Below are 14,336 nucleotides of genomic sequence, written 5' to 3'. Positions count from 1 at the left end.
GCCATGCGCGGCTCGCGCGTGTTCAGTCCAGCCCGATCGGCTGGCCGTGTGGGGTGCGGCGCGCTGCTGCATCCCATGCGTTCTTCCGGTCGATCAGCCCGTCGCGCGTCACGCAGCCCTTCGCCGTCGCGATGCGTTCGAGCGCCGTCAGCCAGTGCGCGTAGTAGGTGTCGCCCTGATCGGGGTCGCCTAGCGCCTGGGCGTCGCGGATCGCATCCGCCAGCTGCGCAGCCCATTCGGACCAGGTGAATACGCCGCGCTCATGCAGCGCGAGCGTCATCGCGAACGCCGCCGCCTGCCACGGCGCGGCGAAGACGGGGCCGGCGTCGTCGCGCGGCAAGCCGGGCAGCGCGTCGAGCAACGCGCGAGGCGCAGTCGTGAAAACCCGCGCGCTCATGCCGGGCTCTCCGCTTCGAGATACGGCTCCCAGCAATCGACGCACACGGAAGCCGCCGTCGTATCGCGGCCCCACAGTTCGGCGGCGTCGAACCGTACCGTGTACAGCCACTGCGGATCTTCACCGCGTCCGAGCGCATTCGAATCGGGAAACACATGCGCGCCGTGCACGGCGGCGATCTGGCCGCGCTTGCCGCGGCAGTAGCGCGGCAGGCGCGTATGCGTCGTCGGATTGACGAGCCGCGTGCGCACCGTATCGCCGACGGCAAAGCGCGCCGCCCGGGGCGCGGGCCGCGACGCGGGGCTGCCGCGAAACAGCATCGGCTCGACCTGATCGGCGGCGAGCACGCGCGGCAATGGCGCGGCGGGATGCCGGGACTGGCCGCTGTCGATCTCGTCTGGCGTCGCAAGGCTCGTGTTGATCAGCAGCTTGCGCAAGCCGGCGAACCAGATCTGGTAGTAGCTGCTCGACAGATACTGCGCGGGCGGCAGGCTCTCGCGCGCGGCACGCGACATGTCGATGTTCCATTTGCCCGTTGCGCCCATTGCGATCGTCAACGCGAGGACGTGCCGTTCCCAGTCCGCATGGAAATATGGCTCGTCGGCTTCGTGCACAACGGGGCCGAACGACTGCATCCCGCCCAGGTCCTGTGCGCCGTTCACGATCGGCCTCCGTTGCGCGCTGCGGCTTCGTGCGGCGAGCGCGGCAAGCCCGTGCCGATCATCGAGTCGCGCGTGACGAGATCCGCGAGTTCATCGTCGCTCAGCGCTTGCGTGCCGGGCGGACACATCGGCAGCACGAGATAGCGCACTTCGGCCGTCGAGTCCCACACGCGAATTTCCGTCTCGTCCGGCAGCGCGACGCCGAATTCCTCCAGCACCCCGCGCGGATCGATCACCGCGCGCGAGCGGTAAGGCGCCGATTTGTACCAGACCGGCGGCAAGCCGAGCACAGGCCACGGATAGCACGAGCACAGCGTGCAGACGACCATGTTGTGCACGCGCGGCGTATTCTCGAGCGCGACCATGTGCTCGCCTTGCCGCCCCGTATAGCCAAGCGACGCGATGGCCGCCGTCGCGTCGTCGAGCAGCCAGCGGCGGAAGTCCGCATCGCGCCATGCCTTCGCGACCACGCGCGCGCCGTTGCGCGGACCGACCTTCGTTTCATACGTTTCGATCAGCACGTCGAGCGCTTTCGGATCGACGTAGCCCTTCTCGACCAGCAGCGATTCAAGCGCGCGCACGCGCAGATCCATCTCGGGCAGCGCGCTGCCTTCGTGCGCGTGACGGTGATCGTCGTGGTCATGCGTGGCGTCGTGGCTCATCTGCTCTGCCTGAAGAATGCGACACCGAACCAGTATGGTCGGGCAAAGCGGCGAATGCAAACGGGCGCCAAATGGGCGCGAAATGGGCGCCAAACGAGCGCGGCCGACATGCCGCAAGGCCCGCCGGGAATGCGCGCTGCCCCACATATTTCTGTTCTGCTTAAGGAAGCAGATTGACTTGACTTCCGAAGCGGGCATAAAATTCTCTTATCTCAATTTGAGGGGCGTTGCCTTGGACAGTTGCAGTAGTACGTTTTCGAACAGATTCGCCGCCTGACCGGCAAGACGTCCGCGCTTCCCTCATCTAGCCGCCGTCTTGCCAGCAGGCAGACGGTGCGCGTCGCAGTTTCATTCCTCGTGCATCCTGTTTAGCGCCATTGGCGCGTAGCGCATTCGCGCACGATCGCGGTCGCCCGTTGCGGCCTCGCGTTCGCGTCGCGGCGCTTGCGCTTACATGTGCGTACGCCGGCGATTTGCGGCGCATCGAGGCCATTCGCATCCCGTTTGGCCGTGCATGCCTGCTACGCCGTAGGCGTCGCGTGCCAATGCGCGGGGGACAGGCATGCATGCACGTGTCCCGACGCAACGGACGCAATTCGCCGTGAGCCGTTCGAAATCGTGTGTCCTGTATGTCCGCTGTGCCACGCGCATGACACGGCGTCCCGCGACGCCGTCAACGGAAACATCAACGATAGTGGAGCCGCCATGCCCGACAGTGACAGTCAGCCGATGAACCCAGATACGCCTTTACCGACCTGAGGCAGGCACGCCGAGCGCATTCGATTTCCCTCGATTCTCCGGCCCTTGCCGCCTCGCATGCACGAGCCTTCGTGCTGGAGAACCGACATGCACTTCCTGCTTCTTTCGACATTGCCGCAAACCCGCGAAGCACGCGCGCACTACGACGCGTTCCTTTCGCTGAAGGATGGACGGCGCCGCGTGTTCGCGACGGCCGTTCGCGCGTTTGACAGGATCGTTGCCCGCTTGAGCAGGCGGTCCGCGGTTTAAACGGAAATCATTCGACCAATATCCGTTCAAGGGAGAATAAAAATGGCTACTCCACCACAAGCCCTGCCGACGCGCACCGCAGTTCTCGACGACGCGCACATCGGCGACATCCGCGGCGCGTTCGGCACGATTGCGCACCACGACACGGCGCCACGCAACAGCTGGGGTGCGCGTCTGCGCACGCTGCTCGCGATCGTCGGACCCGGCCTCATCGTGATGGTCGGCGATAACGACGCGGGCGCCTTCGGCACCTACACGCAAGCGGGACAAAACTACGGCACCACGCTGCTGTGGACGCTGCTGCTGCTCGTGCCCGTGCTGTACGTCAATCAGGAGATGGTGCTGCGTCTGGGCGCCGTCACGGGCGTCGGTCACGCGCGCCTGATCTTCGAGCGCTTCGGCAAGTTCTGGGGTGCATTCAGCGTGATCGACCTGTTCATTCTCAACGCGCTGACGATCGTCACCGAGTTCATCGGCATTACGTTCGTGCTCGACTTCTTCGGCGTATCGAAGATCGCGGGCGTGTGCATCGCGGCCGCATTGACGATGGCAGCCGTCAGCACGGGCGACTTCAAGCGCTTCGAACGCTTCGCGATCGTGCTGTGCGTGATGAGCCTGCTGCTCGTGCCCGTGCTCGTGACGATCCATCCGCCCGTGTCGCAGATGGCGCATCACCTCTTCGTGCCCGCATGGCCCGCGCACGCGAAGCTCTCCGATGTGATGCTGCTCGTGATCGGCATCGTCGGCACCACGATTGCGCCGTGGCAACTGTTCTTCCAGCAGAGCTATGTGATCGACAAGCGCATCACGCCGCGCTTTATGAAGTACGAGAAGGCCGACCTGTGGATCGGCATCGTGTTCGTGCTGATCGGCGCAATCGCGATGATCTCGTTCAGCGCGGCGCTGTTCGGCGGCAAGCCCGAGCTGGGCCAGTTCACCGATGCGGGCGGCATCATCGCGGGCCTCGAAAAGTACGCGGGCCGCACGCCCGCCGTGCTGTTCGCGGTTGCGCTGCTCGACGCGTGCATCATCGGTGCGGCGGCCGTGTCGCTGTCGACGGCCTATGCGATCGGCGACGTGTTCAAGATCCGTCACTCGCTGCATCGCGGTGTCGGCGACGCGAAGGGCTTCTATCTCGTGTACTTCGGCATCGTGGCCGCGGCCGCGGGACTCGTGCTGATTCCCGGCAGCCCGCTCGGCCTGCTGACGGAAGCCGTACAGACGCTCGCGGGCGTGCTGCTGCCGAGCGCAACCGTGTTCCTGCTCCTGCTGTGCAACGATCGCGACGTGCTCGGGCCGTGGGTCAACTCGCAGCGGCTGAACCTCTTCACGGGTTCCGTGGTGTGGGCGCTGGTGCTGCTGTCGATCGTGCTGACCGCGTCAGTCGTGTATCCGGACATCAGCGGACACGCGATCATCGACATTCTCGTCGGCGGCACGCTGCTCGCCGTGATCGTGCTCGCGGCAACGACGGCGCTGCGCCGTGTACGCGGCGTGCTGCCGGCCGCTGCGACCGCCAGCGTCGTCAGCAAGGCCGAGCGCGACGCGTGGCGCACGCCGCCGCTCGCCGATCTGCCGAAGCCCGTGCTGACGCTGTCGCGACGCATCTGGATGGGCGCGTTGCGCGGCTATCTGGTGGTGGCTGTCGCGCTCGTCATCGTGAAGGTCGTGCAGCTCGCGATCGCTTGAGCCGGAAACTTCGCGCGTTATTTTCGAAGAATCCTGATACTCGCTGACAGGCGGCTGTGACACAGTATCGACCGCCGGTCCATGATGCAGGTCACTGCCGGCGCGATGCGGAGCGACTGCGCAAGGCATGAGCGTCGCATCGCGGTTGATGGGACGTGGACCGGCCCCGATCGCTTGAACGAATACGACGACGCATACGGCAACGAGGCGAGCCGCGCTGCGGTCTCGCCTCGTTGCATTTTGGGGATCAGTTCTTTCGACAACCCAGGCGTCATTGCAGACGCGGGTCCTGCGGCGGCATCGGCCCGTCGTACGGCATGACCACGGGATGCAGCGGCAGCGTCACCTGGGCGGGCATCGTCACAGGGGGAAGCTTGAGCCATGCCGGCGGTTCCGCCGCCTTTATCGTGAGCATGCCGCCACGCACCCTCCTGGCGGTTTCGCGATCGAGTTCATCGACCCTCGGCAGGTCTTTCACAAGCAAAGTGTTCATGATGTGTCTCCGGCAACGGTATGTGGAATGGTGAGCGCGAGCGGCGCCGTGCTCGGTCCACTTGCTGCACGCACCATGCCATAACGCCACGAAGCCTTATGCGACGGGACTTGTGCCGACTTCATCATGCCGGGGTGATTGCTGCGGACCAACTGTCGGTTGTCGATGTGTTGTCTCGCGGATGGATGCGGGCGTGCTGCCCGCATGGGTCCATTCATCCGATCTGATGCCGATAAAACCGCGCCCGTTGAACGGACCCGAACGGGCGCGGCGCGGATTTTTATGGATTGATTCGCGTGCTTATCGCGTGCTTATCGCCTGTTTATCGCGGCAGCCACCCAAGCGGATCGACGGGCTTGCCGTCCTTGCGCACTTCGAACTGGATCGACGGCACGCCGTTGTTGTCCGCGCCCACCTCGCCGATTGGCTGGCCTTGCGCGACGGCATCGCCTTCCTGCACGAGCAGCCGGCTGTTCTGTCCATAGGCGGTGATCAGCGTGTCGTCGTGCTTGATGATGACGAGCGGCCCATACGCCTCGATGCCCGTCCCCGCGTAGACGACGCGCCCCGCGGCGGCCGCTCTCACCTGATCGCCCGGGCGTCCGCCGATCACGATGCCCTTGGTTCTGCCGGGCACGAACGGCTTGAGAATCGGCCCGCGCAACGGCCACGCGAGCACGCCTTGCACGGGCGCGGCGGGCGCAGCGGGTGCGGCAGCAGGCGGCGGAACGGGTATCGTCGAAGGCGTGGGCGTCGGCACAGGCGTGGTCTGCGCGAAGGACGGCGGCCCGACACGCAGCACCTGGCCGGGCGCGACGGGAGATGACAGCGTCAGCCCGTTCCACGTCGCCACGTCCTGCGCATGCTGGCCGAACGCGCCCGCGACGCTTTGCAGCGTATCGCCGGGATTCACGCGATAGAAACCGGCGGGCACGCCATTGGCCGCGGCGCCGCCTTGCGTCCGGTACGTGGGCGCCTGCGTCGTTTCCCACGGATACGTCGTGCACGCGCCGAGCATGCTCGCGGCGGCAAGCGAAACCAGAAGCTGCGTGACGACGTGTTGCCGTTTTACTGTCATTTTTGTGGCCCTCGACGCGATGTGAGACAGCGGCCCTCGAAAGCCTGCCGTCGTTTGAACGTGTAGCGGGATCGAAAATGCAATCTGCGGTGCAAGTATTATGCCTCGCTCATCGGTCTGCAAAATGACGATCGCCCGACGTCAACGTGTCGGGATTGCCTGACCCGACGCATCTGCTGCCGCGTCCACTCCGTTGGCAATCCGTTGTCAACCCGTTGTCAATCCGTTTGCAATCCGAATCAATTGACGCCGTGCGACGAGCGGCCGGTCATACGCTGCCTTCCGACTCGATCACCAGAATGCGCGCCTCGCCGATGGGATGCGCAACGTGCTCGGTGCCGATCGACGCATGGAACACGTCGCCCGTCTCCAGCACTGTCGAATGCTCGACGCCCGCTTCGCGATAGCGCATCTCCACGCGGCCATCGAGCACGGCGAACACTTCTTCGCCATCGTTCACGTGCCACTTGTACGGCTGATCGGTCCAGTGCAGACGCGTCGTGATGCCGTTCATGTTCGCGATGTCGAGCGCGCCCCACGCACGCTCGGCTGTAAAGGTTCTGCTGCGGACGATTTTCATGGCCTGCTCGCTCGTTCTCAGTGTCGGGAGGGGTCATTATAGTGGCCGTCCCGACCGTGCACGCTGCTTGCTCGCACCCCGCAGACGACCGTTTCATGCGGTTCGCAAGCCATTGCATAGCTGAAGTGCTCGTCTATACTGAACCTGGTGTCCTGTCAGACGAATAGGTGCGCGCATGGCGATGCGCGGCGAGACGGTCGGTCCACCATCAGTGGTTCGATGCCAGCGAGGAGGTCCGATGAACAAAGCCCTGTTTCTTGCCGTGCAATTGAACGTCGATGAGATGACGGCATCGCCCGCGCTGGTCGAATTGCTCAATGCGCATCTCGTGTTCGCCGTCGATGTTGCCGAAGCCGCCGATGCCCTCGTGCAACTGGCGAGCGTGCGCAAGCTGTCGAGCGGCGTCGAAGCGAGCGTCGAAATTCCCGCCGTCGCGGTCGAGCAGTTACGGCAAGCGCTCGAAACGCTCAGCGAATACGACCAGTCGTGGCTCTTCGCGCTTGAACCCGACCATGCGCTATTCGACGATCTCGCGCGTCCGCAACGCACGCTGCATTGATGCGCCCGCAACCCTGAAGAGGTCGGGCATTTCGCCCGCCTATCGAGGATTCATCGTGAAAAGTCTTCTGCACATGCGTCGCGCGCCGGCCAGCAATGGCGCCGCGCATCAGTTTCACTTCGAGGCGCCCGACGTGCCGCACAGCCAATCCGCCCAGATCGACGAGGAACCGACGAGCGACAGCACGCCGTCCGAGACTCCCGGCCCATCGCCCGTCAATCCGCCGCTGCGCCCCGTGACGCCGCTGCATGCGGTGCAGCTCACGCCCGCGCAGGCGAACGGACGCGCCGTGCAACTGGCGGACGCAGCCGAAGTCGAGCGCATGCTCGACAACGAAGAGCTCACCGTGTTTCATATATTTCGCACTTTTGACTATTCGGTGAACCTGCTGTTCTATCCAAGGGAATTGAAATATTTCGTCGCGCTGTTGCAGGACGATCAGTTGTGGCGCGTGCTGACCACGAGCGATCTCAACATGGCGAAGCAGCTCTTTCACCACATGCAGGAACAGGCGACGCGTCTCGCCGACGATCAGACCCGACGCTTGCAACTCGAAGCACACAACGAACAGTTGAAGCGCCTGATCGCCGAATCCGAGACGCAGGCCGAGCGTCTGCGCCAGAGCCTGCAACGCACGTCCGCGCAGGATCAGACCGTCACGAGCCGTCAGCATCAGTTGCGCAAGGAAGTGGCGCAGCTCGAAGCGCAGCGTACGGCCGCGCAGGCCCAGCTGAACAAGATGCATCGACAGGTGCATCAGCTGAACGTCGCGAGCAACGAGGCGATACCGCATATGCCGCGTTGAGCGTCGGCTCTTGTTGCTTTCTTCGTGTTTTCTTCGTGCTCTTATCTTTGGGCATCAGACGCGACAACGCCGGCCAGGACAATCCTGGCCGGCGTTTCATTTACCGCGCTTGCGACGGTTGTAGTGCCCGGTCCGGCTTAGTTGCCGAAGAACACCGAGCGCGGGCCTTTTTCATCGGCCAGCGAACGGGTCGACGCTTGCGACGTGCCGTTCGTCTGCACGCCGTAGCCGGTCGTGTCGGCTTGCGCGACGGCGTCTTGTGCGTGGACGCGTGCTTCGGCGGCCTGGATGTTCTTCGGGTATTCCGTGCGATCGGACAGCGGATCGTAGCCGGCCTTTTCTAGACGGACCAGATCGGCGCGAACTTCAGCGCGCGTCAGCGGCTGCTGGTTCGATTGCGCAAACGATGCGACGGGAGCAGCAACTGCGGCAGCGAGAACGACTGCGGAAATCAGGGCTTTCATGGACAACCTCCGAAAACTTGTTTTTTGATTCGCTTCGAACACCGTGTTCGTTCAGCGTTGAGGTAAGTTTAAGGAGGCAAGCGACCTAGGGAAATCCCTTATTCAACGAAACTCTATTGTTGAAATTGCAACAACCAGGTGAAATTCAGGCCAAGCGGGTTTTTGAGATCGTCGAATCGCAACACTGTGTTTCAAAATTCGTGCAATAGCGCCAGCAAGCCCAATGCGCGGCGCGATAAAGAAAGAGAAACGCCCCAGCGCCGCGCGGGCGCCGGGGCGTTGCAAGAACAGCCGCTCTGCGAAGCGGAAACGAGCCGCAAAGCGGCTGGCCGTTCCGTCAGGACCAGTTCGCGTGGAAGCTGCCCGGCTTGTCGACGCGCTCGAACGTATGCGCGCCGAAGAAATCGCGCTGCGCCTGAACCAGGTTCGCGGGCAGACGCGCCGAGCGGTAGCCGTCGAAGTACGCGATCGCCGACGAGAACGCCGGCACGGGCACGCCCGCCGTCGTCGCGGCGATCACGACGTCGCGCAGCGCGCCCTGGTAATTCGCGGCGATGTCGCGGAAATACGGATCGAGCAGCAGGTTCGCGAGCGCCTTGTCCTTCCCGTAGGCATCCGTGATCTTCTGCAGGAAGCGCGCGCGGATGATGCACCCGGCGCGGAAGATCTTCGCGATCGTGCCGTAGTCCAGATCCCACTTGTACTCTTCCGATGCCGCGCGCAGCTGCGCGAAGCCCTGTGCATACGAGATCACCTTGCTGAAATACAGCGCGCGGCGCACGGACTCGATGAACGCAGCGCGGTCGCCGGAGAACGGCTTCGTCGCGGGCCCTTCGAGCACCTTGCTCGCCGCGACGCGCTGATCCTTCAGCGACGACAGCACGCGCGCGAACACGGCTTCCGTGATCAGCGGCAGCGGCGCGCCGAGGTCGAGCGCATTCTGGCTCGTCCACTTGCCCGTGCCCTTCTGCGCGGCGCGGTCGAGGATCACATCGACGAGGTCCTTGCCCGTCTCGTCGTCCTTCTTGCTGAAGATCTTCGACGTGATTTCGATCAGGTAGCTGTCCAGTTCGCCGCTGTTCCACTCGGTGTAGACGGCGCCCAATTCTTCATTCGACAGACCGGCCACCTGCTTGAGCACCGAGTAGCTTTCGGCGATCAGCTGCATGTCGCCGTATTCGATGCCGTTGTGCACCATCTTCACGAAGTGGCCTGCGCCGTCCGGGCCCATGTACGCGACACACGGCTCGCCGTCGGGCGCCTTGGCCGCGATTTCGGTGAGGATCGGCGCGACGAGGTCATAGGCGTCGCGCTGGCCGCCCGGCATGATCGACGGGCCTTTGAGCGCGCCTTCCTCGCCGCCCGATACGCCCGTGCCGATGAAATGCAGGCCCGACTTCGCGAGGTCCTGGTTACGGCGGATCGTGTCGGTGAAATGCGTGTTGCCGCCGTCGATCAGGATGTCGCCTTTCTCCAGCAGCGGGCGCAGCGCGGCAATCGTCGCATCGGTGCCTTCGCCCGCCTTCACCATCATCAGGATGCGGCGCGGCTTTTCCAGTGAATCGACGAATTCTTCCAGCGTATAGGTCGGAACCAGCTTACGGTCGGGAAACTCCGCGATCAGTTCGTCGGTTTTCTCGCGGGTGCGGTTGAACACCGACACCGCGTGACCGCGGCTTTCGATGTTCAGAGCCAGATTGCGGCCCATCACCGCCAGCCCCACTACGCCGATTGCCTGTTTGCCCATGTGAATTCTCCAGATTCCAGTAAGTCGTGAAGCCGCGCCAGCCATCGAGGCGCGGCGTCGAGGATGAAAGGATAAAAGAAATGCCCGGATGACGCTCGCTTGCTACCGGTTCGCCACCGTCCGTCCATGTCCGGCATCGACGATGCGAGCGCCTTTCGACGCGCTTGCGCGTCGACAGCGCCCGATGCCGCGCGCCCGATGCCGTCTGCCCCTTGCCGTTCGTTCGAATGTTTCGGTTTCCGTGCGCTCGCTGTCGCGGCGCTGTGGTTGCATGGCGTCATCACGATGCGCGCTGGTGTGCGCGCGGCACGCCTCTCAAGCTTAGTCCGCGAAACACATCGCGGCAGAGCGCGTCAGATGCAGGGTCAGAGTTTCGCCGACGGCTGGCGTTTCCGGAACACGAGGCTAAAGTTGTTCGCGGGCATCGCGATCGGTTCGTCGCATGCGAAGCCTGCTGCGTCTGCGAGCGCGACGATGTCCTCCATGTTGCGCACGCCCCATGCCGGATTGCGGCTCCTCAACTGCGCGTCGAATGCCGCGTTGCTCGGCGCCGTATGCGCGCCGCCGCGCCGGTAGGGCCCGTACAGATAGAGCACGCCGCCCGGACCCATGAGCCGCCCCGCGCCGTCGATCAACGCCTGCGCCGATGCCCACGGCGAAATATGGATCATGTTGATGCAGACGATCGCGTCGGCGGCATCGATGCCCCATTGGGCTTCGCGCACGTCGAGCGCGAGCGGCGTGCGCACGTTCGATAGACCGCTCGCCGCCGTCCACGCAGCAATCGACGCGCGCGCGCCTTCGTCGGGATCGCTCGGCTGCCAGACGAGTTGCGGCAGCGCCGCGGCGAAGTGAACGGCATGCTGGCCCGTGCCGCTCGCGATTTCGAGCACGGTGCCCGTGGCGGGCAGCACGCGTTCGAGCACGGCGAGAATCGGCTCGCGGTTGCGCTCGGCGGCGGGCGCGTGTTGACGCGCGTTGAGATCAGGCGTGGTCATCGTGGTTCAGTACATCGTGATCCCGTACGGAGGACGGGTATGCATTCGTTAAGCGAGGCCGCGATCATACGCGAGCGTATCGAAAGTCTCATCGGAAATCGTCCACGCCGATTCATCCGCGCGCTGCAAGACTGGCCGCCAGCGCCGCGAGCGCATCGCCGCACGGCGCCTGCACTTTCAACGATAGCAACGGATCGGCGCGCGTGCGCCCGAGATTGATCGCGGCCATCGGCTTGCCCATCTTCTGCGCCAACACGCAGAAGCGATAGCCCGAATACACCATCAGCGACGAGCCAACGACGAGCACGGCATCGGCGGCCTCGAGCGCATGCGTCGCGGCTTCGACGCGCGGCTTCGGCACGCTCTCGCCGAAGAACACGACGGCCGGCTTCAACAGGCCGCCGCAATCGGGGCACGCAGGCACGCGAAACGCGCCGAGGTCATGCCATTCGAGATGCGCGTCGCCATCGGCGGCGGGTTCGGCGATCACATCGAGCAACGCGGGATTCTCGTCGATCAGCCTCTGCTGGATCGACGCGCGCGTATGCTGCGCGCCGCAATCGAGACACGCCACGGCGCCGATGCTGCCGTGCAGCTCGTTCACCTCGCTGCTGCCCGCGCGCTGATGCAGGCCGTCGACGTTCTGCGTGACGAGCGAGCGCACGTGCCTCGCGGATTCGAGCCGCGCGAGCGCGCGGTGCGCGGCGTTCGGCTGGGCCTGCGCGACGACGGGCCAGCCGACCGTGCTGCGCGCCCAGTACCGCTGGCGCGACGCAACGGAGCCGAGAAATTCCTGCAGCGTGATGGGGGGCGAGCGCTTCCATTCGCCGTTTTCGTCGCGATAGCCGGGAATGCCGGAATCGGTGCTGATACCCGCGCCCGTCAGCACGAAGAGCCGCGGATGGCGCTCGACGAAATCTTGCAGCGCGGCAAGCGCCTGGGGTTCGATCAGCGGGGGCGGGAGGTCTTTCATGAGTCGGTCATGAAGTTGCGCAGGACGGTGTTCGGATTGTGGACGTGCGGCAGGCTCAGCGCCTTGCACGCGACTTTTGCGGCTTGCGCGGCTTGTTTGCGGGCGTGGACTCGGGCGCGGACGGCTGCGCATGCCGCGCTTCCCATGCAGCCAGTGCCGCGCGATACCGCGTGAGCTCGTCTTCGTACAGATCGAAAATGCACGTATCGCAGCCGCTATGACAGCACTCGTCGGGGTCGGGCCGCGTCGGCGGCGTGGGGCGCGGATCGTCGTCGGCCGGCTGACGCGCGGCCTCGTCTGCAGTCACATCCACTTCCAGCGTTTGGGAGAGCGTCCAGTATAAGTCGGGCAACACGACGGCGCTGTGTCACCTCCATATCGTTACGCGATCTCGTCCCGCAATGTCGTCACGCGATACCGTCCCGCGCCGTGCTGCTCGCCACATCGCTTGCCGCAATAACGCGCGCGTCATCCGCGCCCGACGAACGGCATCTTGCTCGCCATGATCGTCATGAACTGTACGTTCGCCGACAGCGGCAGATTCGCCATATGCAGCACGGCATCGGCGACGTATTCGACGTCCATCAGCGGCTCGACGGCGATCGTGCCGTTCGCCTGCGGCACGCCGCGCGCCATCCGCTCGGCCATCTCCGTCGCGGCATTGCCAATGTCAATCTGGCCGCAGACGATGTCGTAAGGACGGCCATCGAGCGACACCGATTTGGTGAGGCCCGTGATCGCGTGCTTGGTCGCCGTATAGGCGATGCTCAACGGCCGCGGCGCATGCGCGGAGATCGAGCCGTTGTTGATGATGCGGCCGCCCTGCGGCGTCTGCGCCTTCATCATCGCGAACGCCGCGCGCGTGCAGAGAAACACGCCCGTCAGATTCGTATCGACGACGGAGCGCCAGTCGTCGAGTTCGATCTGGTCGATCTCGACGGGCGGCGCATTGCGGCCCGCATTGTTGAACAGCAAATCGAGCCGCCCATAGCGCAGACGGATCGCGTCGAAGAGCGACGCGACGCTCGCCGCGTCCGTCACGTCGCACGCAACGGCGAACGCGTCCTCGCCGCGCTCGCGGGCTTCGTCGGCGAGCGCATCGAGCGGGGCCTGCCTGCGTCCCGTCAGCACGACGCTGTAGCCGTTCGCAAGCAGCTTGCGCGCCGTCGCCCTGCCGATGCCGCTGCCCGCGCCCGTCACGAGCGCGACTTTGTTCTGTGCTTCTCCTTGTGCTTGTTCCTGTACCTGCGATTGCGTCACGACATGTCTCCAGGTTGATCTGCCCGCGACACGCCGCGACGCATGCGCATCAATCAAGCGCGCGGTCGTTCGGCTTCGCGAACAGCTGTTTCATCTCCGCCGACAACGGGTATTTCAGGTTGATGCCCTTCGGCGGAATCGGTTGCGTGAACCACTTCTGATAGAGATTCGCCGCTTCGCCAGAAGTTTGCAAGCGCGCGATCACGCCATCGGCGAGTTTCTTGAAGCCCGGGTCGTCCTTGCGGAACATGCAGCCATACACTTCCGACATCGGCGACGTGCCCGTGATCAGATACTCGTCCGCGTTCGCCTCTTTCGCCTTTGCACCGTACAGCAGCGGATCGTCCATCACGAACGCGACGGCACGCCCCGTCTTTACGTTGAGGAACGACTCGGCGTGATCCTTCGCGCTGATGAGGCGCATGTTCATCGACTTCTCCGCGTTCATCTGGCGCAGCAGACGCTCTTCGGACGTGCCCGCCGTCGTCACGACCGTCTTGTTAGCGAGATCGCCGAAGTCCTTCACGCCCGAGTCCTTCTTCACGATCATGCGCACGCCGTACTGGAAGAAGCTGTTCGAAAACGCGACCTGGTTGTCGCGTTCCTTCGTGTGCGTCGTCGAGCCGCATTCGATGTCGATCGTGCCGTTCTGCACGAGCGGGATGCGGTTCTGCGACGTGATGGGAATCTCGCGAACCTTCAGATCGGGCAGGTTGAGTTCTTTCTTCACCTCGTCGACGACCTTCAGCGCGATCGCCTGCGAATAGCCGATCACGTGCTGCTGCTCGTCGTAGTACGAGAACGGCACCGACGACTCGCGCACGCCCAGCGAAATCGCCCCCGTTTCGCGGATCTTCTTCAGCGTCGCGCTCTCGTCTTGCGCCTGCGCGTGGCTGCATGCGAAGGCCGTCGTCATCAGCGCGGCAAGTGCGGCTTTCGTCATCGTCGTCGTTTTCATGTC

At 64.4% G+C, this 14,336-nt stretch carries 16 protein-coding genes; 3 read left to right on the top strand and 13 right to left on the bottom strand.

All coding sequences use genetic code 11. The features are described from left to right. Positions 1–22: 22 nt before the first annotated feature. The 3 genes from BMW76_RS19745 to nthA are packed head-to-tail and all read right to left on the bottom strand — an operon-like array spanning position 23 to position 1,721. On the bottom strand, positions 23–397 hold the full coding sequence (locus BMW76_RS19745; RefSeq protein ID WP_090868071.1) for a nitrile hydratase accessory protein: 375 nt from the start codon (positions 395–397) through the stop codon (positions 23–25). Then, the gene (gene nthB, locus BMW76_RS19740; protein ID WP_090868069.1) at positions 394–1,059 is read right to left on the bottom strand and encodes a nitrile hydratase subunit beta; all 666 of its coding nucleotides are present in this window, start codon (positions 1,057–1,059) and stop codon (positions 394–396) included. Before nthB ends, BMW76_RS19745 begins: the two co-directional genes overlap by 4 nt. Continuing rightward, positions 1,056–1,721, bottom strand: coding sequence for a nitrile hydratase subunit alpha (gene nthA / locus BMW76_RS19735; protein WP_090868067.1), 666 nt, complete (start codon positions 1,719–1,721; stop codon positions 1,056–1,058). Before nthA ends, nthB begins: the two co-directional genes overlap by 4 nt. Before the next feature lie 1,050 nt (positions 1,722–2,771). Here nthA and BMW76_RS19730 point away from each other — a divergent pair. Further along, complete coding sequence (locus BMW76_RS19730; RefSeq protein ID WP_090868065.1) at positions 2,772–4,418, top strand: NRAMP family divalent metal transporter; 1,647 nt, start codon at positions 2,772–2,774, stop codon at positions 4,416–4,418. A 271-nt stretch (positions 4,419–4,689) separates the two neighbouring features. Here BMW76_RS19730 and BMW76_RS19725 read toward each other — a convergent pair whose 3' ends face one another. From BMW76_RS19725 to BMW76_RS19715, 3 genes are all read right to left on the bottom strand, one after another. Next, complete coding sequence (locus BMW76_RS19725; RefSeq protein ID WP_090868063.1) at positions 4,690–4,911, bottom strand: hypothetical protein; 222 nt, start codon at positions 4,909–4,911, stop codon at positions 4,690–4,692. A 322-nt stretch (positions 4,912–5,233) separates the two neighbouring features. Then, positions 5,234–5,989, bottom strand: coding sequence for a peptidoglycan DD-metalloendopeptidase family protein (locus BMW76_RS19720; RefSeq protein WP_090868061.1), 756 nt, complete (start codon positions 5,987–5,989; stop codon positions 5,234–5,236). A gap of 268 nt (positions 5,990–6,257) precedes the next feature. Next, positions 6,258–6,569 carry a cupin domain-containing protein gene (locus BMW76_RS19715; RefSeq protein WP_087737378.1) on the bottom strand — a complete coding sequence of 104 codons (312 nt, stop codon included), beginning with the start codon at positions 6,567–6,569 and terminating at the stop codon, positions 6,258–6,260. 238 nt (positions 6,570–6,807) lie between these two features. Between BMW76_RS19715 and BMW76_RS19710 the strand changes: the two genes are divergently transcribed. Together BMW76_RS19710 and BMW76_RS19705 are read left to right on the top strand one after the other, a co-directional pair. Continuing rightward, on the top strand, positions 6,808–7,128 hold the full coding sequence (locus BMW76_RS19710; RefSeq protein WP_090868059.1) for a hypothetical protein: 321 nt from the start codon (positions 6,808–6,810) through the stop codon (positions 7,126–7,128). 55 nt (positions 7,129–7,183) lie between these two features. Next, a complete protein-coding gene (locus BMW76_RS19705; protein ID WP_245763285.1) occupies positions 7,184–7,933 on the top strand; it encodes a DUF2968 domain-containing protein in 750 nt (249 codons plus the stop codon). 137 nt (positions 7,934–8,070) lie between these two features. On the opposite strand, the gene BMW76_RS19700 is transcribed toward BMW76_RS19705, so the two are convergent. The 7 genes from BMW76_RS19700 to BMW76_RS19670 all read right to left on the bottom strand — a co-directional run bounded on the left by BMW76_RS19700 (position 8,071) and on the right by BMW76_RS19670 (position 14,333). Then, positions 8,071–8,397 carry a DUF4148 domain-containing protein gene (locus tag BMW76_RS19700; protein ID WP_090868055.1) on the bottom strand — a complete coding sequence of 109 codons (327 nt, stop codon included), beginning with the start codon at positions 8,395–8,397 and terminating at the stop codon, positions 8,071–8,073. A gap of 337 nt (positions 8,398–8,734) precedes the next feature. Then, positions 8,735–10,144: an NADP-dependent phosphogluconate dehydrogenase gene (gndA, locus tag BMW76_RS19695; RefSeq protein ID WP_090868054.1), complete on the bottom strand. Its 1,410-nt coding sequence runs from the start codon at positions 10,142–10,144 to the stop codon at positions 8,735–8,737. 365 nt (positions 10,145–10,509) lie between these two features. Next, a complete protein-coding gene (locus BMW76_RS19690) occupies positions 10,510–11,142 on the bottom strand; it encodes a DUF938 domain-containing protein (RefSeq protein WP_090868052.1) in 633 nt (210 codons plus the stop codon). A 112-nt stretch (positions 11,143–11,254) separates the two neighbouring features. Continuing rightward, on the bottom strand, positions 11,255–12,115 hold the full coding sequence (locus BMW76_RS19685; protein WP_090868050.1) for an NAD-dependent protein deacetylase: 861 nt from the start codon (positions 12,113–12,115) through the stop codon (positions 11,255–11,257). Between the two features lie 55 nt (positions 12,116–12,170). Continuing rightward, the gene (locus BMW76_RS19680; RefSeq protein ID WP_090868049.1) at positions 12,171–12,422 is read right to left on the bottom strand and encodes an oxidoreductase-like domain-containing protein; all 252 of its coding nucleotides are present in this window, start codon (positions 12,420–12,422) and stop codon (positions 12,171–12,173) included. 161 nt (positions 12,423–12,583) lie between these two features. Further along, the gene (locus BMW76_RS19675; RefSeq protein ID WP_090868047.1) at positions 12,584–13,375 is read right to left on the bottom strand and encodes an SDR family oxidoreductase; all 792 of its coding nucleotides are present in this window, start codon (positions 13,373–13,375) and stop codon (positions 12,584–12,586) included. A gap of 49 nt (positions 13,376–13,424) precedes the next feature. Then, complete coding sequence (locus tag BMW76_RS19670) at positions 13,425–14,333, bottom strand: glutamate/aspartate ABC transporter substrate-binding protein (RefSeq protein ID WP_407668981.1); 909 nt, start codon at positions 14,331–14,333, stop codon at positions 13,425–13,427. Between the last annotated feature and the right edge of the window lie 3 nt (positions 14,334–14,336).

This window comes from Paraburkholderia diazotrophica (assembly GCF_900108945.1).
Taxonomy (GTDB): domain Bacteria; phylum Pseudomonadota; class Gammaproteobacteria; order Burkholderiales; family Burkholderiaceae; genus Paraburkholderia; species Paraburkholderia diazotrophica.
The sequence above is the reverse complement of the archived record's forward strand: the minus strand, read 5'-3'. Positions and strand labels throughout refer to the sequence as shown.

Excerpts from the sequence above, each read along its gene's own strand:
- BMW76_RS19745 (WP_090868071.1), bottom strand. The coding sequence starts at position 397 with ATGAGCGCGCGGGTTTTCACGACTGCGCCTCGCGCGTTGCTCGACGCG.
- nthA (WP_090868067.1), bottom strand. The coding sequence starts at position 1,721 with ATGAGCCACGACGCCACGCATGACCACGACGATCACCGTCACGCGCAC.
- BMW76_RS19730 (WP_090868065.1), top strand. The coding sequence starts at position 2,772 with ATGGCTACTCCACCACAAGCCCTGCCGACGCGCACCGCAGTTCTCGAC.
- BMW76_RS19725 (WP_090868063.1), bottom strand. The coding sequence starts at position 4,911 with ATGAACACTTTGCTTGTGAAAGACCTGCCGAGGGTCGATGAACTCGAT.
- BMW76_RS19720 (WP_090868061.1), bottom strand. The coding sequence starts at position 5,989 with ATGACAGTAAAACGGCAACACGTCGTCACGCAGCTTCTGGTTTCGCTT.
- BMW76_RS19715 (WP_087737378.1), bottom strand. The coding sequence starts at position 6,569 with ATGAAAATCGTCCGCAGCAGAACCTTTACAGCCGAGCGTGCGTGGGGC.
- BMW76_RS19710 (WP_090868059.1), top strand. The coding sequence starts at position 6,808 with ATGAACAAAGCCCTGTTTCTTGCCGTGCAATTGAACGTCGATGAGATG.
- BMW76_RS19700 (WP_090868055.1), bottom strand. The coding sequence starts at position 8,397 with ATGAAAGCCCTGATTTCCGCAGTCGTTCTCGCTGCCGCAGTTGCTGCT.
- gndA (WP_090868054.1), bottom strand. The coding sequence starts at position 10,144 with ATGGGCAAACAGGCAATCGGCGTAGTGGGGCTGGCGGTGATGGGCCGC.
- BMW76_RS19690 (WP_090868052.1), bottom strand. The coding sequence starts at position 11,142 with ATGACCACGCCTGATCTCAACGCGCGTCAACACGCGCCCGCCGCCGAG.
- BMW76_RS19685 (WP_090868050.1), bottom strand. The coding sequence starts at position 12,115 with ATGAAAGACCTCCCGCCCCCGCTGATCGAACCCCAGGCGCTTGCCGCG.
- BMW76_RS19670 (WP_407668981.1), bottom strand. The coding sequence starts at position 14,333 with ATGAAAACGACGACGATGACGAAAGCCGCACTTGCCGCGCTGATGACG.